Below are 19570 nucleotides of genomic sequence, written 5' to 3'. Positions count from 1 at the left end.
ATGCTGAACGTCGCCATCCTCGGCAGCGGCAACATTGGCTGCGACATCCTGTGCAAGGTGCAGCGCTCGGCCCAACTGGACTGCGTGCTGTTTGCCGGGCGCAATGAACAGTCCTCCGGCCTGGCCTTCGCGGCGGCCCGGCAGGTGCCGGTCAGCGCCGGCGGGCTGGAGGCGCTGATGCAGCGTCTGGACGACGTCGATCTGGTGTTCGATGCCACCTCGGCCGATGCCCACCTCGAATTGGCCGAAGCGCTGCGTCCGCACGGCACGCCGATCATCAACCTCACACCGGCTCACCTGGGCGAGCTGTGCGTGCCGCTGCTCAACGGCGACGACCTGCACCGTGCGGCCAACATCAACATGATCACCTGCGGCGGTCAGGCCTCGCTGCCGATCGTGATGGCGGTTTGCGCGGTGGTGCCCAGCGTGCGCTACATCGAGGTGGTCAGCGCCATCTCCGCGCGCAGTGCGGGACCCGCCACCCGCCGCAACCTGGACCACTACATCACCACCACCGAAGCGGCGATCCGCCATTTCTCCGGCTGCGAGCAGGTCAAGACCATCCTCAACATCAATCCGGCCAAGCCGGAGGTGTCGATGCAGACCGCGGTCTCGGTGCTGTTCGACTCCCTCGGCAACCGCACCCTCGGCGACCTGCTGGACCGGGTCCACCAGACGGTGCAGGAAGTGCGCGAGTATGTGCCCGGCTATGAGCTGATCGTCGAGCCGCGACTGGATGCGGACCGCCTGTTCGTGATGGTGCGGGTGGTGGGCCGGGGCGACTACCTGCCCCCTTATGCCGGCAATCTGGACATCATCACCTCCGCCGCCGTGAACATGGCCGAGCGGCTGGCGGCGCGCGGTGTCGGACGTGCCACCCCGAACGCGCTCCGCGATCTGGTCCTGCGGTGAACCCGATGCCCCGGCTGGCCCCGCTCCATCGCGATGCGCGCTTCTGCCCCATCCTGGATGTGGTGGCCCAGGTGCGGCAGTTGCAGGCTCGCGGCGTCGAGCTGATCGATCTGTCGGTCGGCACGCCGAACTTCCTGCCGGCGCCCCATGTCTATGCCCAGGCCCAGGCGGCGCTGGCGGCCGATCGCGGCGTCTACGGCAGCAGCCGCGGGCATGGCGCGCTGGTCGAGGCCTATCTGCATCACCTCGCCGAGCAGGGGCTGCGGCTGCATGAGGAGCGCCACATCGTCACCGGCCTGGGCGCGAAGCACCTGCTGCATTCGGTCTTTGCCGCCATCCTGGAGCCCGGTGACGAGGTGGTGATCCCCACGCCGTGCTGGCCGACCTATTTCGACATCGTCCAGCAGGCCGGCGGCACGGTGGTGCCTGTCCCGGGCGGCGTGGACGCCGACTACAAGATCAGCCCCGACGCCTTGGCCGCGGCGCTGGGACCGCGGACCAAGGCGGTGCTGCTGAACAATCCGTCCAATCCCACCGGCGCCGCCTACGACCGCGATGCGCTGCATGCGCTCGCCGCCGTGCTGCGCGGCAGCGATGCCTGGATCGTCAGCGACGATGTCTACAGCCGCTTCGTCTCGCGGACGATGGACTTCTGCCATCTGCTGCAGGTCGCGCCCGACCTGATCGACCGCGTCGTCAAGATCGACTCGGTCTCCAAGCTCTACGGCATGCCCGGCTGGCGCGTGGGCATGATGGCCGCGCCGGTGTCGCTGGCCGAGGCGGTGGTGCGGCTCAACAGCAACTCGATCTCGAGCGTGCCTGAGGTTGCCGCGGCAGCGGCGGCGGCGGCCCTGGCGGGCGACCAGTCGTTCTCCTACGCGATGGTGGAGCGCTATCGCCAACGGCGGGAACTGGCCCACGGCCTGCTGGCCTCGAGCCCGCGGATCCGATGCCCGCTGCCGGACGGCGCCTTCTATCTCTTTCCCGACGTGTCGGCCTGCTTCGGCTTGAGGTTGCCGGCCGGCACCTCGTTCGATCCGGATTCGCACGCCCCCGCCGAGAGGCATGCCGACCTCGCCACGGCCCGCCCTGCCGATGCGGACGCCGGACGCATCCGGGACGACCTCCACCTGACCCAGTTGCTGCTGACGCACGCGCAGGTGGCGGTGGTCCCCGGGCGGTTCTTCGGCGAACCCCGCAGCATCCGGATCACCTGTTCGGCCGATCTGGACACCTTGGCGGATGGGGTCGAGCGCATCCGTTCGTTGGTGGACGCGCTCGTGTGACCGCTCGATGGGGTCAGTGAATCCCGCCCAACGCCTCGAACGACTTCCGTCTCAGCCTCAACGTTCCAGCCCCAACGTCTCAGCCACAACGTCTCAGCACCAACGTCTCAGCACCATCCCCTTCATCGAGATCCAGCCGCTTCGTCCCCCATTCCTCACGACCTCACACAGCCACCACCATGACCGCCACTTCCTCCGCCCCGAAGCCCCCTCATGTCCTGATCGTCGGTGGCCGCGACCACACGGTGAAGAAGGTGCAGGCGCTCGGCCTGCGCTTCGCGATGATCCAGTCGTCCGACCTGGTCAGCGAGCTGCAGTTCAAGCAGGCCAGCCGCTACCTGGTCACCGATTACAAGGACCTGGAAGAGGTGATCGAGACCGCCAAGCTCTGGCATGCCCTGGATCCGTTCGATGCCGTGGTCTCCTTCGCCGAATACGGCCTGCATGCGGCCTCGGTCTGTGCCAATGTGCTGGGACTGCCGGGCGGCAATGAGCAGGCGGTGCTGATGACGCGGGACAAGTTCCGCATGCGCCAGCTGCTGCGCGAGCATCAGCTCAGCGCGGTGGACTACGCCCTGTGCCAGGACGAGGCCGATGTGCGCGCCTTCTTCGACCGGCTCGGCGGGCGGCCGATGGTGCTCAAGCCGTTCGACGGGGGCGGCAGCATCGGCATTTCCTATGTCGACGCCGCGGCCGGCATTCCCGACGCCTGGGCCTGGACCCGCAATGCCTGCAAGGGGCGCATCCTGGCTGAGGAGTTTCTGGAGGGCCAGGAGTACAGCGTCGAATCGATTTCCCGCAATGGTCGGCACGAGGTGGTCATGATCACCGAGAAGCTCACCACCCAGGCGCCGCATTTCATCGAGCTGGGCCATCAGATGCCGGCCCGCCTGTCGCCTGAGACGCGCCAGGCGGTGGTGGACACGGTCACCCGGCTACTGGACGTGGTGGAGCAGCAGACCGCACCTGCGCACACCGAGATCCGGGTGGGACCGCAGGGCGTGAAGATCATCGAGTCGCAGACCCGCATCGGCGGCGATCAGATCTGGGAAATGACCGAGCTGGTCAGCGGCGTGGACCTGATGTCCGAGACCCTGTGTGAATTGCTCGGCCTGCCGGCGCCTGCGCGTCGGCCGGTGGCACCGGCGGCGGCGATCCGATTCTTTGCGCGTGAGAACGAACAGATCGAGTCGGTGGCCAACCTCGACCGCGCAACCAGCAGCGAAGGCGTGGTGCGCCTGAGTTGCACCCTCAAGGCCGGGCAGCGTCTGGGCAAGCTGACCTGGTCCGAGTCCCGCCAGGGCTATGCCCTGTGCCAGGGCGAGACGGTGGAGCAGGCTGTCGAGAATGCCGAACGCGCAGTGGCTGCGGTGCAGGTGACCGCCACGCCGTTCGAGCCGCTCAAGCTGGCGCTGGCGTTCCCGATCGGCCCGTTGAGCCTGGGCCGCTATCTGGCCATCTGCCAACGCCAGGGCTGGGAAGCGGTGGTGGTGGGCGCCGAGAGCTTCCGTGAGCAAGCCCGTGCGGCCGGCGCGGACCTGATCGTGGCGGACATAGCCGACTTCACCACGGCCGATGCGGCCGCCGCTGCGGCGAGCATCGACTCGCTGGTGGGACGTTTGCGCGGGGAGCGGGTGCAGGGCGTGGTGCCCGGCGGCGAATATTCGGTGGCGGTGTCCGACCGCATCGCCGCAGGCCTGGGCCTCCCCCACAACCCGCTGGACCAGGGCCTGGCATTCCGCAACAAGGCCAGCATGCGGGCCCGCTTTGCCGAGTTCAATGTGCCGCAGCCGAAGGTGCTGGCGCGCTTCAGCCACCTGGACGAAGCGCAGGCCTTTGACTGGCGCGGCGTGCGCTTTCCGGTGATCGTCAAACCGATCGACATGGCCTCCAGCATGTTCGTCCGCGCCTGCCACACCGAGGCCGAGGCCCGCGAGCTGCTGGTGGCGATGTTCGGCTTCGTCGACAGCGGCTCGGACGGGCTGCCCTTCTCCAAGGGCGCGCTGGTGGAGGAACTCGCGGTCGGCCCGGAGTACAGCGCGGAATGTCTGGTCGAGAACGGTCGACTGAAGGACTTCTTCCTGACGACCAAATTCGTGTCGCCCTGGCCCTACTGCAATGAGGTGGGCCATCTCAGCGGAGACCGACTGGCGCCCGAGGTCGAGGCGCAACTGCTGCGGGCCATCGCGGGCATCGTCACCGCCTGGGGCGTGACCCACACCGTCATGCATGTGGAATTCAAGCTCACGCCCGACGGCATCCGGGTGATCGAGGCCGGCAACCGGGTGGCCGGCGACCGCATCTCCGAGCTGGTCGAGCTGCGCTATGGCGTGTCGCTGGAGGAATGCTTCTGTCGGCTGCGGGCCCAGGTGCCGCTGCGGATCGCGCCCACGCGGGACAACGCCCAGGCGCCTTTCGTTGGCGTGAAGTTCTACTTCGATGCGGAACGCGCGCCGTCGGAATCGCTCACCATCGTGCGTGAGGAGGTCTGGGCGCCGCGGGTGGCGATGACGCCGATGGTGCACGACATCAAACAGCGGCTGGGTTTCCGGATCGTCAGCTCGGCGGATCGGAATGCCCTGGAGCAACTGATCGCGGTGGCCGGCGCACCCACGAGCGCCGGTGTGCCGACGCCGCTGCCGGCGACGACCGCCGCTGTGCCGACCGGCAGTGCCGTTGGCGTTGCCCATGCCGCCCATGCCGCCACCGCGGCGACCTGAGGAGAATCGCCATGAGCCTGCTCCTGTTCTGCCCGCCCAAGATCCTGTTGCAACACAGCGCCGCGCAATGGGCGGAGACGCTGGGTTCGGACGCCCGCGTCCTGACCTGCTCCAGCCAGCGCGAGTCGATCGAACGCCATCTGGCCGGGCGCGTCGTCTGTCATTTCTTTGATCGCTTCAACGACAACGCCGCCGTCGAATTGCGCGCGCTGGAGATCGCCCGCACCTTGCCCGGACCACGTGCGGTCGGGCTGGCGGAGATCGACATGCTGCGCGCCGCACGCGTCAATGACCGCCTGGGCCTGACCAGCGGGGCCGAGGACGCGATGCGCTACTACCGCGACAAATACCTGATGAAGTGCCGCGCCCGTGAGGCCGGCCTGCCGGTGGCCGCGATGGCGGTGGTGCACAGCGCGATGGATGTGCGTCGCTTCATCGATCGCCACGGCTGGCCGGTGGTGGTGAAGCCGCGCGATGGCCGTGGCTCCAACAATGTGATCGTGCTGCGGGATGAGTCGGCCCTGGATGCCTGGCTGGATCGCCAGCCCTCGTCCACGCTCTACAACACCATGGTCGAGGCCTTTGTGGTCGGCGATCACTACATCGTCAACGGCCTGTATGTTCGGGGCAAGCCGGTGGTGATCTCGCCGGTGCGGGTGATGACCTCGGCGCTGGACTTCCTTGGGGGCGCCTGCCACGACCTGCACATGCTGGACGACAGCAACCCGGTGCAGCAGGCGCTGGTGGACTATTCGCGCCGACTGGTCGAACAGGTGCTGCCGTCGGAGCCGACGATGCTGTTCCATCTGGAGGCCTTCGTGGACCCGGCCGGCCGCATCGTGCTGTGCGAGATCGCCTCTCGGCTGGGCGGCGTGTTCTTCAACCAGGAGCTGGAGGAAGCCTGGGGCCTTGATGTCCGCATGGCCTTCCTGCGCGCGCTGCGCGACCCGTCGGCGACGGTGTCGGCGCCGGAGCGGCCGGTGCGGCGCGTGGGCCACATCAGCATTCCGCCGGTGCCCGGCCTGCTGGTGGAGGCGCCGACGGAGTGCCCGCTGCCCTTCGTGCGACGCTACAAGCTCTATGGGCAACCGGGGCGGGCCTACTCCGGCATGGCCTTTACCAACTCGGAGGTGGTGAGTGCCATCGTCGAGGGGGCGGACGAGGCCCAGATCCGCGACCGGCTGCAGGCATTCCAGCGCTGGTTCGCCGACAACACCCGGTGGGAAACCGGACGCCACGAGGCCAGCGGCGGCGCGCCCACCGCCGCCAGCGCGGGACCGGAGCTGCGCGCGCGGCCTGCGGGCGCCGAGCCGATCGTCGCGCAGTGAGACCGCACGCGGAACGGACGCCCGGACATCGCTCCGGGCGCGTGATCGATCGCCTGCGGGAGCGCTGGGGTGCCGAGGGTCGATCGGGTCGGGCAGTCTGGTCAGAGCGACCAGAGCGACCAGTCCGACCCGCCCGGGGCCGCTCGGTGGCGGCGCTTCAGCTGGCTGGGCTGGGGGCAGCATTGATGCTGGCAGGGAACTGGCCGGTGACCGCCGCTGCGGCCACCGATTCCCTGATCCTCTCCGGCGAGCTCAATGTGCAGCTGAACCGACTCCGCTACGCGGATGCGGACGGCCGTGCGCGGGTGCTGAACCGGCTGGACAGCTCGGCGTCCAACATCCGCTTCAAGGGCACCGAATCCCTGGGCGACGACCTGAGCGCTTCGTTCTACGTTTCTGCCGGCCTGCGCACCGATACCGGCACCGGCGGCTTTTGCAACCGCGAATGCTTCGTGCAATTGGCGGGTCCTGCGGGGGCGATCAAGCTCGGTCGGGTCCTGCCGATCTATGACGATGTGTCGCTGCCTTGGTACTTCATCGAGATCCAGGGCAACCACAACCCGATCGCGCTGTGGGCCAACTGCGGCAATGGCGCCGGCATGGACCGCGGCTGCATGGATGCGTTCATCACCGCCGTCCGCTACGACACGCCCACCTGGGGCGGTTTCTCGGGCAGTGTGTCGGTGGCCGACCTTTCCACCGATCTGCAACGTGAGAAGGGCAGCTCGCACGCGTATTCGGGCGGCATGCAGTACCGACAGGGCGCGCTGTACCTCGGCGTGGCCGCGCAGAAGCAGGTCGATACCCGGTATGCGGGCGCGCGGGACCACGGGCTGACGCTGTCGATGGAATGGAAGGGACCGGTGACGGTCGGGCTGGGGCTGGAGCGGCTGAGCTACCGCGTCGCCGCCGGCGGCACGCTCACGCGGGACTACGCTGGCCTGCTGCTCAGCCGCACCTGGGGCGCGCAGACGGTGTGGGGCAATGCCGGCCGTGCCTTCAGCGGACGGGGCTCGGCCGGACCGGAGGCGGTGGTGAACAACGTGCGTCGCCAATCGCAATCGGGGGCGAGCATGTTCTCGCTCGGCTACACGACGCGGCTGTCCAAGCTCACCAAGCTCTATGCGTTCCACAACCTCATCGTGAACGACCGGCGCTCGCGCTATTCCTTCGATACCTCCACGTCGGCCGCGCTGGGCACCGGGCGGCGGGTGTCGTCGCTGGTGGTCGGCATGTCCAAGAAGTTCTGACTGACGGGCGCCAGCGCCGATTGCCGATTGCCGATGGCCCAGCGTCTACCGCCCACTGTCTTCATCCATTCGACTGTCTCCATCACCACTCAGGGGAGCGACCTTGTCCAGAGCCTATACGGTGGCCCTCGTCGGCGGGGGCTCCATTGCCACCAGCGTGCTGGCGCAATTGGCCCGTCGCATCGAGTCCTTGCCTGCGCTGCATCTGCTGCAGTTCGAGCCCGCCACCCGCCTGGGTGTCGGCCAGCCCTATGCGCCGGACCTGGAGGCGGTGCTGCTGAACACGCCGGCGGCAGCGCTGTCGGTGCTGCCTCAGGAGCCGGCGCATTTCACCCGCTGGCTGCAGGCGCGTGCCGACAGCGATCCCGCCCAGGCCCGATGGCTCACCGGCCCGGTGCCCCGATCGGTCTATGGCGACTATCTGGCCGACACCTATCGCCAAGCTGTGGCCACCCTGGCGGCGCGGCAGATTCCGCTGTCGCTGATCGGCGAGGCGGTGGTGGACCTGGTGCCCACCGACTTCGGTGCCACCGTGCTGCACACCGCGCGAGGCTTGCGCTTCACCGCCGATGAAGTGGTGCTGTGCAGCGGCAACCTGGCGTCGTCCCAATACCGTGACTTGGTGGGCCAGCGGGGCTATCTGCCCTCGCCGTATCCGTGCCGGGAGATGGTGAAGGCGCTGGCGGAGGCGGACCATGTCGGCATCGCCGGCACCAGCCTCAGCGCGTTGGATGCGATCGTGTCGCTGCATGACAGCGGCTTTCGTGGACAGATCACCGCCTTCTCGCGGCGCGGCCATCTGCCGTCGGTGCGCAGTGACGTGAGCAGCCCGGTCACGCTGCGTTGGTTCACCCGCGAGGGCATCGACGCCCTGCGCTGCGATGCGCACGGTCATGTGGCCCTGGATGACCTGGTGCACCTGCTGCGCCTGGACATCGAGGCACGCACCGGCGAACCCTTCGACCTCACGCAGGCGTTGGCGCACGGTGCCACGCCGGCCGAGTATCTGGCGGGCGAGATCGAGATCGCCCGCCGCGGCGAGCGCCATTGGCAGTCGGTGCTCTATCAGACCAATGAGGTGATCGACCATGCGTGGCACCGGCTCTCCTTGGCGGACCGGCGGCGATTCGTCGCGCACCATCGCCACCTGTTCCTGGTGCGACGGATCGCAGTGCCGCTGGTCAATGCGGAGAAGGTGCTGTCGATGCTGCGCAGCGGTCAGTTGGCGGTGCGCGGCGATGTGGTGGCGGTGACGGCCCGCCGCGAGGGCTTCGACATCAACTTCGGCGCGCGTGATGATGCGCACCACTCCGCCCACCGACTCACGCCGCCACCCGCATCCACCTGCCACGTGGACCATCTGGTCAATGCCACCGGCATGTGCGTGGACGTGACCCGCTCCGACGATCCGCTGATTCGTCAATTGGTCGCGCGCGGCCTGATGACGCCTTGCGAATTCGGCGGTGTGCGTCAGCAGTTCGAGGATCTGCGCCTGATCGGCCGCCATCGGGACGGGGAGGGCGCCGGGGATGCCCATTCTCAGCGTGCACCGCTTGCGGCCCAGCGATGGGAGCCGGTGGTGTCCTTGCTCGGCTCGCTCAGCGTGGGCACCTGCTTCTGGACGAATGCGATGAGCGTCAACGCCCGGCTGGCCGATCGGGTGGTGGACGCGGTGCTGGCGCGTGCGTGCGGGGCCTTGGCGCCCACCGCCGGGACGTCGATTGCACCGATCCTGCCGGTCATCGATGCCGCCCGGGGGGTGGCGGCTACAGTATGAGCATGGCGCTGAACCCTGACACTTCTTTCGTTGACACCCACCCGCAGGCGGGCGAAGCCGCCGCGGTGCTCTATCCGCCGATCGAGCCCTTCGCCAGCGGCCATCTGGACGTCGGCGACGGACACCGGCTGTATTGGGAGCTGTGCGGCAATCCCCATGGCCAGCCGGCGGTGTTTCTGCACGGGGGGCCCGGCAGCGGCTGTTCTGCCGACCAGCGCCGGCTGTTCGACCCGGCGCGCTATTGCGTGCTGTTGTTCGATCAGCGCGGCTGCGGTCGCTCCACGCCGCATGCCTCGATCGAGGCCAACACCACCTGGCATCTGGTGGAGGACATCGAACGACTGCGCCGCATGCTCGGCGTTCAGCGCTGGCTGGTGCTGGGCGGTTCCTGGGGCAGCACGCTGGCGCTGGCCTATGCACAGGCGCATCCGGAGCAGGTCACGGCGCTGATCCTGCGCGGCGTCTTCACTGCGCGTCGGGAGGAATTGCGTTGGTACTACCAGGACGGTGCATCCTGGATGTTCCCCGACGAATGGACTCACTTCGTGGCGCCGGTCCCGGTCGAGGAGCGTCATGACCTGCTGAGCGCCTATGCCCGCCTGCTGACCGACGCGGACGAGGCCACCCAACTGCGCGCGGCGGTGGCCTGGAGCCGCTGGGAGGCGCGCACCATCATCCTGCGGCCCGATCCGGTGTCCCTGGCCCAGCGCACCGAGCCCCGGTTCTCACTCGCCTTGGCGCGCATTGAATGCCATTACTTCATGCACGGCGCCTTCCTGGAGGAAGGTCAGTTGATTCGCCAGGCCGATCGGCTGCGCGGCATTCCCGGCGTCATCGTGCAGGGCCGCTATGACATGGCCACGCCGCCCCGGACCGCGTTCGAATTGCACCAAGCCTGGGCGGGTTCGGACTTGCGACTGGTGGAAGCGGCGGGCCATGCGTTCAAGGAACCTGGCATTACCGATCAATTGATCCGCGCCACCGACCGATTCGCAGGTTGACCGCCCCGGCGGTGAGCGCCGTGGTGACCGCCGCAGCGTCGCGGCCACGCGGCACGTGGATGCCTCCGCGGCTTAGAGTCATCCCTCCAAGATGCGTTTTCCTTTGCCTAGGGGATAACGGGGATAACGCCATGCGCCTATGCTTGCGCTCTATCCGGGGCGATTCAGGTGGAAGCAGCGTACTTCGACCGGATCGGTGCTCCCGACATCTGCAGAACTGACGGCGCTCGGCGCGCGCTGACGGAGGACAGGTCCGTTCGGTACGGACTCAGAGAGGGATGGAGATGAATTGCTGGCAGGTGCAACAGTTGCGGCTGGTCAGTTCCGCCGCAGACACCGACGAGACGTTCCAGACGATTCTGGCGGAGGTGAACCGACTCGGGTTCCAGTACTGCTCATTCGGCATGAAGGCACCGGTACCATTGATCGCGCCACGGGTGCTTTGGTGCAGCAACTATCCCGAAGCCTGGAAGACACGCTATGAACAGGGCGACTTCCTGCGGCGCGATCCCACGGTGGCGCATGCGATCGTCAGCGACGAGCCCATCCTGTGGTCCGATGCGCTGTTCGCCACCTGCCCCGAATTGCGACTGGAGGCGCGCGCCCACGGTTTGGCCCACGGCTGGGCGCAGCCGCGACGCGATTCCCGCGGCATGGTCAGCCTGTTGACCTGCGCCCGCACCGACCCGCCGATCTGCGAGGAAGAACTGCAGGCCAAGGCCGAGCGATTGCAGTGGTTGTCCTATCTCTGTCATGAAGCCATGCTCAAGCATTGGGATTCTTCATTGCGAGACAAAGGCGACCTCGATCTGTCCGCCCGCGAGCGGGAAGTGCTGCGATGGTCTTGCGACGGCAAGACCTCGGCCGACATGGCCCAGATCATCGGCGTGTCCGAGGCCACGGTGAATTTCCACATGCGCAACGCCTGTCAGAAGCTGGGCACCGGCAACAAGACAGCAGCAGCCGTCATGGCGGCGTTGATGGGATTGTTGAGCTGACGCCGTGGCGGATGGCCGAATCGCAGAATTCCGTGAATCGCGAATGAGCTGAATCGCTGAATCGCCGACTCGCTGAATCGCCGAATCGCCAAATCACCGCCAGATAACCAGATCACCGCCGAATCGCCAAATCAACGGGTCGCCAGATCCACCTGTCGCCGCGCCGCGGCCTCACGGCCGGGGTGCGGGCTGGGGATGGGCGATGTGTCAGCCGTACGGCGAGGTCAGACTGCAATGGCCCGGCCGCCTGTGACGAGCGCTGACGGCGCGCTGGCGCAGCGCGTGTCCTTGCGCCAGGCCGGCGAGCCGATGGCGTGGGCGGCGCCGTGATGGCCGATCGCGGGCACCATGCCGTGCCCCTTGAGCGCGGCCAGCCCGGCCAGCGAGACCAGAGGATCCTGCGACGCATTGGCCAGCGTGGTGCTGCCCAGCGAGGTCAACGCCCCGGCTGCCGAGAGCCCGTGGGCTGAGGCGGTCGTGGGCGCCTGCGCCTGCAGGCCGGTGTGAAGCGGGACATGCCCCGGGGCATGCAGTGAGGCTGCCGATCCAGCGGTCGATGTGATCTGCACGGCGGCGGGCTCGAGCGCCTCCAGCGTCTGGCGTGAGCAATGGATGCGGGCCGCCACCAGCAGTCCCGCGCTGGTGCGCACCGGCGGTCCCAGTCGTTCGATGTCCACGCCCCAGCGATGCGCCAGGCGTTCCACCGCCACGGTGGTGCAGCAGATCAGTTGCTCGCCGTTGCGGGCCATCACGAAGCGAACCGCCTCCAGCAGCACCCGTTTGCCGATGCGGGTATGGGCCTTGGCATCGGAGGCGCTGCCCGGCTGTGCGGCATGGCCCGCCGCGAAGCGCGACAGCTCCCACACCTCGGCCGACTGCGGTGCAGCGGCGCCATTGAGCAGGTTCGCGAAATGGGTGGCCAGCAGATACGGCCGCAAGGTGGGCAGCAGGCGCGCATAGCCGACCACCTGATCACCATCGAAAGCCGCGAGATGGGTCGCGCCCTCGGCGTCGAACTCGTCCTGTTCATGGCCCGGGTCGCAGGGCAGATCCCATTGCAGCGATTCGATGAAGACACGGTGGCGATAACGGGCAATCGCGCCGCGTGTCGTGGCGGAAACGGCTTGGTCGTCGATGAGTTCAATGCGCATTCGGTCCTCCGTGGGGGCTCTGTGTTCTGGGCAGCGCGCCATTACATGAGTCGCCCGGAGGCCGATCAACTGACAGATCTGTTAATCGATCCGATGTCGGGAATCGATACACTGCTTCGCAATGAAAGAGACTGACGCCTCAGCCCCTTTTGACTTCTATGTGCGGCTGCATGAGGCCGCGCTGTCGCGCATGGCGTGGGTTCATCTGGAATCCGGTCTCGACCTGCTGGACGAGCAGGACGATCGGCCCTGTAACCGGCTGGTCGAAGGCGCTCAGCTCGGCAGCGAAATCCGCGGCTACACCGAATGGATCAGCGAGTCGCTGCCGGTGGTGTCTTTCGGATGGGATTGGTCGATGACGCTGACCGGCACGCTGCAACTGAATCGGCATTCCATCCGCACCAACCTGATGCTGCTGGATGAATGCGGCCGTGATTTGGGCCGTCTGGCCTCGGTGCAGGGGGTGATGCGACTGATCGACCAGCGCGAATGGCAGGCCGCGGTGCTGTCCGCCATGCACCAGATGACTGGCCGCTGCCGCGTGCCGGTCTGGCCGATGTAGTCGCTGTCGCGGCTGGCACGCGCGATCGGCACTGCCGTTCGGCTCGTGCCTGCCGTCGCTTCTTTCGCTTCTTGCGGTTGGGTCGCTGTGGCGATCACCGTCGACTCAGGTGCCGCGTCCCGCGTCCTTCTTGTCGTTGGGCGGTGGCGTTTCACGCCATTCCGGATGGCCGCGCTGGATGTCGCCGGTGGCTTCCGGACCGGTCTGGCCGGTCTCGCCGACGCGATGCGCGTCCTCATCGTGTTCCATGCCGCCCTGCAGGCCGGGCGGGTAATCCTTGGATGGTCGGGGTGCGCTCATGGGAACTCCTGGGGTGGGTGGGCAAGCAGTGCCAGGATGAGCGGCAATCGAGGGTCCTGCGACCCGGGCCGAGGGAACGGGCCGTGTCAGTGGCGACGACGCACGCGCCAGCCCAGCACCAGAGCGCCCAGCAGCATCAGCACCACGGTAGATGGTTCCGGGGCTGTCGAGGCCGGTCCAAAGGACAACGCGTAATTGGCGCCGGATTGAGACGCCACGCTGTAAGGCACCACCTGGCCGTCCCAGGTCGTGACTTCGGAGATGCCGCCCCAATACACCGACTGGCTGAGGTCGACGCCGCCGTTGCCGCGGGTGTGCGCGCCATACAGATTGAGCGAGGTCTCGGCCATCAGGTACATGTAGAACGAGGTCGGATCGCCCGAAGTGACCGTGCCCACGAAGTCCATGCGTCCGTAGACCTGTTCATTGGTGCCGCTTTGATTGCGGGAGTTGGTGACCGTCTTGGTGCCGTCATAGCCCACCACGGTCGTGCTTTCGGCGCTGGCCCAGCCTTGGCCCAAGTTGTGGGCGATCTGCCAGCGGGAGAAGCCCGCATCATTCGGCACGCCCGGCAGTGTGAGTGTGGGCTGCACATCAATGGCGGCAGAACCCACCACGACGATGCTGTAGTGCACCAGCAAGGTGTCGCCCTGGGTGCCGCCGTTGAAGGTGAGCGTGTCCCACTGCTGGGCGGTGACGGTGGCATGCGACGACGCGGTGCCGTCGAAGCTGGCGTGCACCGAGCCGCGCAGGGTGCCGGCGGTGATCGCGGAGGTCGCATCCGCGCCGACCGTGTAGGCGCCGCCGGTGGGATCCTGGCCGGACTGGCTCAGGTGAGACGACAGTTCAGCGCCATTGGCCGATTGGCGGCTGTCCATCAGACTGCCGGCAGAGATCTGCTGCGATTGGGATTGTTGGGGTTGGGCTTGGGCCAGGCCGGCCGAAAGCAACCAGAGACAGGCGGTCAACACGCGTTTCATGACGAGACTCCAAAAGTTTGAGACCGGTACAGTAAGAGAGCGTGGTGGGCCGTCTTGTCGCTGATTTCAGGTGACATGCTTGCCAAGCGACAGGTGTTTCCACCCACAGATGGCCTGCTGGCGACCGGCGGGCGATCCATTCGCCCGTGACTGCGCTTTTGCGGGGCATGTCGTGGGCCCGGGACACCCCCGCGAATGAGCAGTCGGCCCATTCGCTCGCTTGACATTCGACGGCCTGCGAAATTGAAGGAGGCCGCATGTCGCCGCATAACGAGACGAACAACGAGACGAACAACGAGACGAACAACGAGACGAACAACGAGACGAACAACGAGACGAACCACAAAGACAACGACCCGCCATCGCAGGTGGACGCAGATGCCGCTGCTGCGGCACCGAGATCCCTGGAAGCCCCGGCCGCCTATGCCCAGGAGTGCGACCTGGTCATGAAAGGCGGCATCACCAGCGGCGTGGTCTATCCGCTGGCGATCGTGGAGATTGCGAAAGCCTTTCGCCTGCGCTCCATTGGTGGGACCAGTGCGGGCGCGATGGCGGCGGCGGCTGCGGCGGCTGCCGAATGCGGTCGCCAACGTCAGGCCTCACTGCCCCCGGGCACCGATCCGTTTGCCGAGCTGGAGACGCTGCCCGCCTTCCTGGGCGGCCGGGCGGCCAGCGGGGGGACGCGTCTGCTGGCGTTCTTCCGACCCCTGCCGGCGCTGCGGCCGCTGTTCCAGGCGTTCACCGCCAGCCTCGGGCGCAAGGGCATGGTCCGGCGTACGGTGACGGCCTTGTCGGTGCTGCTGATGCATCACTGGTGGATCACCTTGCTGGCGGCCGTGTGGGCCGCCTGTGCGGTGCGCCAGTTGCCGCCGGAGCCGCTCTCGCTGGCCTGGGCGGTGCTGATCGTGGCCGGGGTGGCCGTGCTGGCGGCGGGGTTATCGGTGTTCCTGACTTTCCGCACGGTGCTGCGCACCTTGCCCGGCAACTTTTTCGGCGTTTGTACCGGCATGGCCGAGCCGGGTCAGCCCCATCCCGACGACACGCTCACCGCCTGGCTGACGGCCTACCTGGACCGGCTCAGCGGTCAGGCCCAATTGAATCCAGGCAAGCCGCTGACCTTTGGCGACCTCAAGGCCCAGGGCATCGATCTGGAGGTGATGACCACCTGCCTGACGCTGGGGCGCCCGTTCCGCCTTCCCTTTCGCAACGACAACATCGTCAAGGAGAACAACCAGTTCGCCTTCGATGAACAGGAATTCCGGCGGCTGTTTCCCGCCTCGGTGGTCGACTGGATGGTGGCGAATCCCCGGCCCTTCAATGCCGACAGCGACAACCGCCTGCTGGGTGAAATCGACTTCGGTGGCCTGCACCGGCTGCCGTCGCCCGACGACCTGCCGGTGATCGTCGCGGTGCGCATGAGCCTGAGCTTCCCGATCCTGCTCAGCGCCATCCCGCTGCATGCGGTGGACTTCCGTGAAGTCGCCGCCTGGCGACGGCATCCGGAGCGCCGCGAGCGTCCCGCACCGCGTGCGTGCTGGTTCACCGATGGCGGCGTGGGCTCGAACTTCCCGATCCATTTCTTCGACACCCCGCTGCCCACCCGGCCCACCTTCGGGCTGGACCTCGGCAGCCTGGACGCAGACGCGCCGCCCGGTGCCGCACGGGTCGTGTTCCCGCGCAACAACGGCGACGCGATGATGCCGTACTGGCGTCACCTGGGCAGCGGATCCGGCCTGTCGCGCATTGCGGCCTTCCTGGGCACCGTGTTCTCGGTGGCGAAGGACTGGAACCATGAATCGCTCACCCACATGCCGGGATTCCGCGACCGCATCGGTCTGATCCGGCTGAACGAGCAGGAGGGCGGCCTGAACCTCACCATGCCGCCGGCACTCATCCAGACACTGACCGATTACGGTCGCGAGGCGGGCCGCGAATTCGTCATCCGCTTCGGCAATCCGGCGAAGTGGCCGGCGGGGGCCATGCCGTCACCGATGGATTGGGAGAACCACCAGGCGATCCGATTGCGCCTCACGCTGGCCGCCTATGCCGAAGCGGCCGCCGAGATGTCGCGCTCGGTCAGTCAACTCGCCGAGACCCCCAGCGACTACGACCGCTTCTTCACCGGCCCCTACGGGCCACCGACCTATCGCTTCCACGGGCTGGGCAAGCTGGACATCGATGCCGACGACGGCTTGCATGTCTCCCAGGCCGGTCTGGCGCATTGGTCGATGGAGGCGCTGCTCGGCATCTCCAAACGGGTGGCGATGACGACGGCGGTGCGCGGCGCCGGATTGCACCCCGGAACCCGCGCGCCCAAACCGCTGCCGGAACTTCGGTTGCGTCCGCGGATCTGAAGGGGCTCGCGGCGGACCGGCTGGCGCTCCCGCGCCGCGCCGGGTCGGTGCGACTCAGTGCTTGTCGCTCACGCCGGCGGTATCGAAGCTCGCCATCTCGGCCAGCACCTTGCAGGCCGACGCCAGCAGCGGCCAGGCCAGGGCCGCGCCGGAGCCTTCGCCCAGCCGCAGGCCGAGGTCCAGCAGCGGATCCGCCCGCAGGGTTTCCAGCATCAGCCGATGGCCCGACTCATGGGAGCGGTGGGCAAAGACGCAGCGCTCCAGCACCGCCGGGCGCAGCTTGGCCGCCACCAGGACCGCGGCCCCGGTGATGAAGCCGTCCACCACGATGACCCGCCGTTCCACTGCCGCCTGCAGCACCGCGCCGACCATCATCGCGATCTCCAGACCGCCCAGTGCGGCCAGGGCCGCCAGGGGCTCGTTGGCCCGCGGATGGCGCTGCATCGCGCGGGTCAGCACGTCCAGCTTGTGCCGCAGCTGCGTGTCGTCCAGCCCGGTGCCGCGGCCCACGCAGTCCGTCAGCGGATAACCGCCCAGCCGCGCCAGCAGCAGCGAGGCCGCCGAGGTGTTGCCGATGCCCATCTCACCGAGCAGCAGCACATTGCCCGGCCGCTTCTGCAGCAGCGTCTTGCCGGCGGCCACCGCCGTGGCGCATTCCTCCGTGCTCATCGCGGGGCCGGCCAGCATGTCGGCACTGCCCATGGCGATCTTGGCGATCAACAACCCCGGGCGCGGCTGAAAGGTGTGACGCACCCCGGCGTCGACCACGCTCAGCGTCAACCCGTGCTGGCGGGCCAGCACCGACACCGCCGCGCCGCCGGCCAGGAAGTTCTCCACCATCTGCCAGGTCACGTCGGACGGATAGGCCGAGACGCCGTGTGCCGCCAGCCCGTGATCGGCGGCGAACACCATCAACTGCGGATCCTCCAGGGTCGGCGTCTCGGTGCCCAGGATCAGGCCCAGGCGCAGCATCAGGGTCTCCAGCCGGCCCAGCGCACCCAAAGGCTTGGTCTTGCGGTCGATGCGGTGGCGCAGGGCGGCTTCCAGGCGGGTGTCGAGCAGGGACGGAATCTCGGGGATCAGGTCTTGAGTGGTCATGGCGGGGAGACGGAGGAGGACGCGAAAGGGGAGGCAGCCGCGAAGCGGGCGAGACGCTCAGTCACATCGCCCCAAAGCGACCGCCTCCATGGCGGGCATCGCGGGAAGGAGGTGTCTGGCGGCAGCGCCCTGTACAGCTTGAACAACTTGAACGAGGTGGACGGCGTGGACGGCTTGGACGGCGTGGATTGAATCGACAGCATCGCCTGCAGCGACAGCGCCAACGACGCGGGCGACTTGAGAATGACAACCTTGTCTCGCCGTCCGCGCAAGCGGAACGCGTCAAGGACGGCGGCGGATGTCGGGGAAATCACTCGGTGGCGCCCGGTTGGAGCAGGTCCATCAGCACGCCAGGCGGAAAGTGCCGGTCGATGTAGTCGGCGAGCTCGTCGAAGACGCGCTCCAGCGGTCGGACCGGCCGGCTGAACAGCGCCGCCAGCGCGCGGTCGTCCTCGAACAGGCCGTGCAGATAGTGGCCCATCACCGACCCCTGCTGCCAGCCCAGCGGCTGGCCGTGCGCATCGAACAGCACCGGCGTGGCCTCGGACAACGAGGGATGCTGCGCAGTGCGGCCGTGGTGAATCTCGTAACCGCGCGCCGGCTGGCCCTGGAGCGCCGACCATGGTGCGGCCAGCGTCGGGGCGAACCGGACCTCGACCTCCCTCAGCAGCTTGTCGCGCTCGAACTGGGTGACCAGCGGCAGCAGGCCCAGGCCCGGCGCATTGCCGTCCAGCCCGTGGGGATCGATCAGGGCTTCGCCCAGCATCTGCAGCCCGCCGCAGATGCCCAGCACCGGTCGGCCGGCCGCGGCATGCGCGGCAATGACGCCATCGAGCTGCTGCGCCCGCAGCCACGCCAGATCGGCCGCGACGGCCTTGGAGCCGGGCAGGATGATCCAGTCGACGCCGTCCAGCTCCGCCGGCGTGCGGGCCCAGCTCAGGCGCACGCCGGCCAGGCTGCGCAAGGGCTGGAATTCATCGAGGTTGGACAGCCGCGGATACGCCACCACGGCGATGCGCAGCGTGGTCGTGCCGTCGCCGGAGGGTCGATCGTCAAAGACGCCGTCCTCCTCCGGCAGGCCGTGGCCGCGCCACATCGGCAAGGTGGCCAGCGTGGGCACGCCGGTCATCGACTGCAGCATCTCCGGTCCCGGCGACAGCAGCGCCGCATCACCGCGGAAGCGGTTGAGCACGAAGCCGCGGATCAGCGCGCGCTCGTCGGGCGGCAGCAACTGATGGGTGCCGAAGAGATGGGCGAAGGCACCGCCGCGGTCGATGTCGGTCACCAGCAGGCAGGCGGCGCGGGCCGCCAGTGCGGTGCGCATGTTCACATAGTCGCTGTCATGCAGATTGATCTCGGCGGGCGAGCCGGCGCCTTCGATGACCACCACATCGTTCTCCGCCATCAGCGCCTGAAGCGCGCCGCGGGCGGCCTCCCACAAGTGCGCGCTGCGGGCTCGCCAAGGGGCGCGGGTCAGGGCCTCGTCCACTTCGCCCAGCACCACCACCTGCGAGGCGGTGTCCTTTTCCGGCTTGAGCAGCACCGGATTCATCCGCACGTCCGGCCGTGCCCGCGCGGCCAGCGCCTGGAAGTATTGCGCCGAGCCGATCTCGCCCTGACGCCCGTTCAGACCTGGCACCACCCGGGCGTTGTTGCTCATGTTCTGCGCCTTGAACGGGGCCACCTTCAGGCCCTGCCGCGCATACCAGCGGCACAGCGCGGTCGTCAGGAAGCTCTTGCCGGCGCCGCTGGTGGTGCCCAGCACCATGACCGCACGGGCGCGGCGAGTGGGGGTGCTCATGAGGTGGGGTCCTGATCGATGAGAGGTAAGGGGGATGGGAAGGCGCGGCGCG

Annotated in this window: 15 protein-coding genes; 10 read left to right on the top strand and 5 right to left on the bottom strand. The window is 67.9% G+C overall.

The features are described 5' to 3' along the window. The 8 genes from N4261_RS21105 to N4261_RS21070 all read left to right on the top strand — a co-directional run bounded on the left by N4261_RS21105 (position 1) and on the right by N4261_RS21070 (position 11272). Positions 1 to 912: an acetaldehyde dehydrogenase (acetylating) gene (locus tag N4261_RS21105; protein WP_261757221.1), complete on the top strand. Its 912-nt coding sequence runs from the start codon at positions 1 to 3 to the stop codon at positions 910 to 912. 5 nt (positions 913 to 917) lie between these two features. Continuing rightward, entirely contained in the window at positions 918 to 2198 is a 1281-nt protein-coding gene (locus N4261_RS21100) for an aminotransferase class I/II-fold pyridoxal phosphate-dependent enzyme (RefSeq protein WP_261760798.1), read from the top strand. A 179-nt stretch (positions 2199 to 2377) separates the two neighbouring features. Continuing rightward, the gene (locus tag N4261_RS21095) at positions 2378 to 4918 is read left to right on the top strand and encodes an ATP-grasp domain-containing protein (protein ID WP_261757220.1); all 2541 of its coding nucleotides are present in this window, start codon (positions 2378 to 2380) and stop codon (positions 4916 to 4918) included. An 11-nt stretch (positions 4919 to 4929) separates the two neighbouring features. After that, a complete protein-coding gene (locus N4261_RS21090) occupies positions 4930 to 6246 on the top strand; it encodes an ATP-grasp domain-containing protein (protein ID WP_261757219.1) in 1317 nt (438 codons plus the stop codon). A 185-nt stretch (positions 6247 to 6431) separates the two neighbouring features. Further along, on the top strand, positions 6432 to 7496 hold the full coding sequence (locus tag N4261_RS21085) for a porin (protein ID WP_261757218.1): 1065 nt from the start codon (positions 6432 to 6434) through the stop codon (positions 7494 to 7496). Positions 7497 to 7599: 103 nt separating this feature from the next. Continuing rightward, on the top strand, positions 7600 to 9273 hold the full coding sequence (locus tag N4261_RS21080) for an FAD/NAD(P)-binding protein (protein ID WP_261757217.1): 1674 nt from the start codon (positions 7600 to 7602) through the stop codon (positions 9271 to 9273). Then, the gene (pip, locus tag N4261_RS21075; protein ID WP_435531960.1) at positions 9270 to 10274 is read left to right on the top strand and encodes a prolyl aminopeptidase; all 1005 of its coding nucleotides are present in this window, start codon (positions 9270 to 9272) and stop codon (positions 10272 to 10274) included. The genes N4261_RS21080 and pip overlap by 4 nt, the downstream gene beginning before the upstream one ends. 284 nt (positions 10275 to 10558) lie before the next feature. Beyond that, entirely contained in the window at positions 10559 to 11272 is a 714-nt protein-coding gene (locus tag N4261_RS21070; protein ID WP_261757215.1) for an autoinducer binding domain-containing protein, read from the top strand. A gap of 224 nt (positions 11273 to 11496) precedes the next feature. Here N4261_RS21070 and N4261_RS21065 read toward each other — a convergent pair whose 3' ends face one another. Next, on the bottom strand, positions 11497 to 12423 hold the full coding sequence (locus N4261_RS21065; RefSeq protein WP_261757214.1) for an acyl-homoserine-lactone synthase: 927 nt from the start codon (positions 12421 to 12423) through the stop codon (positions 11497 to 11499). 121 nt (positions 12424 to 12544) lie between these two features. On the opposite strand from N4261_RS21065, the gene N4261_RS21060 reads away from it, so the two are divergent. Then, positions 12545 to 12985, top strand: a complete 441-nt coding sequence (locus N4261_RS21060; RefSeq protein ID WP_261757213.1) for a DUF4902 domain-containing protein — start codon at positions 12545 to 12547, stop codon at positions 12983 to 12985. A 105-nt stretch (positions 12986 to 13090) separates the two neighbouring features. Here N4261_RS21060 and N4261_RS21055 read toward each other — a convergent pair whose 3' ends face one another. Both N4261_RS21055 and N4261_RS21050 read right to left on the bottom strand, forming a co-directional pair. Continuing rightward, positions 13091 to 13285: a hypothetical protein gene (locus N4261_RS21055; RefSeq protein ID WP_261757212.1), complete on the bottom strand. Its 195-nt coding sequence runs from the start codon at positions 13283 to 13285 to the stop codon at positions 13091 to 13093. An 86-nt stretch (positions 13286 to 13371) separates the two neighbouring features. Continuing rightward, positions 13372 to 14265, bottom strand: coding sequence for a PEP-CTERM sorting domain-containing protein (locus N4261_RS21050; RefSeq protein WP_261757211.1), 894 nt, complete (start codon positions 14263 to 14265; stop codon positions 13372 to 13374). 257 nt (positions 14266 to 14522) lie between these two features. Between N4261_RS21050 and N4261_RS21045 the strand changes: the two genes are divergently transcribed. Beyond that, positions 14523 to 16619 carry a patatin-like phospholipase domain-containing protein gene (locus N4261_RS21045; RefSeq protein WP_261757210.1) on the top strand — a complete coding sequence of 699 codons (2097 nt, stop codon included), beginning with the start codon at positions 14523 to 14525 and terminating at the stop codon, positions 16617 to 16619. Between the two features lie 54 nt (positions 16620 to 16673). On the opposite strand, the gene cobT is transcribed toward N4261_RS21045, so the two are convergent. Together cobT and N4261_RS21035 are read right to left on the bottom strand one after the other, a co-directional pair. Next, positions 16674 to 17717, bottom strand: coding sequence for a nicotinate-nucleotide--dimethylbenzimidazole phosphoribosyltransferase (gene cobT, locus N4261_RS21040; protein ID WP_261757209.1), 1044 nt, complete (start codon positions 17715 to 17717; stop codon positions 16674 to 16676). A 310-nt stretch (positions 17718 to 18027) separates the two neighbouring features. Then, positions 18028 to 19518, bottom strand: coding sequence for a cobyric acid synthase (locus N4261_RS21035; protein ID WP_261757208.1), 1491 nt, complete (start codon positions 19516 to 19518; stop codon positions 18028 to 18030). Positions 19519 to 19570: the final 52 nt, after the last annotated feature.

The organism is Roseateles amylovorans (assembly GCF_025398155.2).
GTDB classification, from domain to species: Bacteria; Pseudomonadota; Gammaproteobacteria; order Burkholderiales; family Burkholderiaceae_C; genus Roseateles; species Roseateles amylovorans.
Note: the sequence above shows the minus strand (reverse complement) of the source record. Positions and strands in the feature narration are given on the sequence as shown.

Bases quoted from the DNA above. Each gene is read 5' to 3' on its own strand.
- N4261_RS21105 (WP_261757221.1), top strand. From the start codon at position 1: ATGCTGAACGTCGCCATCCTCGGCAGCGGCAACATTGGCTGCGACATC.
- N4261_RS21100 (WP_261760798.1), top strand. From the start codon at position 918: ATGCCCCGGCTGGCCCCGCTCCATCGCGATGCGCGCTTCTGCCCCATC.
- N4261_RS21095 (WP_261757220.1), top strand. From the start codon at position 2,378: ATGACCGCCACTTCCTCCGCCCCGAAGCCCCCTCATGTCCTGATCGTC.
- N4261_RS21090 (WP_261757219.1), top strand. From the start codon at position 4,930: ATGAGCCTGCTCCTGTTCTGCCCGCCCAAGATCCTGTTGCAACACAGC.
- N4261_RS21085 (WP_261757218.1), top strand. From the start codon at position 6,432: ATGCTGGCAGGGAACTGGCCGGTGACCGCCGCTGCGGCCACCGATTCC.
- pip (WP_435531960.1), top strand. From the start codon at position 9,270: ATGAGCATGGCGCTGAACCCTGACACTTCTTTCGTTGACACCCACCCG.
- N4261_RS21070 (WP_261757215.1), top strand. From the start codon at position 10,559: ATGAATTGCTGGCAGGTGCAACAGTTGCGGCTGGTCAGTTCCGCCGCA.
- N4261_RS21065 (WP_261757214.1), bottom strand. From the start codon at position 12,423: ATGCGCATTGAACTCATCGACGACCAAGCCGTTTCCGCCACGACACGC.
- N4261_RS21060 (WP_261757213.1), top strand. From the start codon at position 12,545: ATGAAAGAGACTGACGCCTCAGCCCCTTTTGACTTCTATGTGCGGCTG.
- N4261_RS21055 (WP_261757212.1), bottom strand. From the start codon at position 13,285: ATGAGCGCACCCCGACCATCCAAGGATTACCCGCCCGGCCTGCAGGGC.
- N4261_RS21050 (WP_261757211.1), bottom strand. From the start codon at position 14,265: ATGAAACGCGTGTTGACCGCCTGTCTCTGGTTGCTTTCGGCCGGCCTG.
- N4261_RS21045 (WP_261757210.1), top strand. From the start codon at position 14,523: ATGTCGCCGCATAACGAGACGAACAACGAGACGAACAACGAGACGAAC.
- cobT (WP_261757209.1), bottom strand. From the start codon at position 17,717: ATGACCACTCAAGACCTGATCCCCGAGATTCCGTCCCTGCTCGACACC.
- N4261_RS21035 (WP_261757208.1), bottom strand. From the start codon at position 19,518: ATGAGCACCCCCACTCGCCGCGCCCGTGCGGTCATGGTGCTGGGCACC.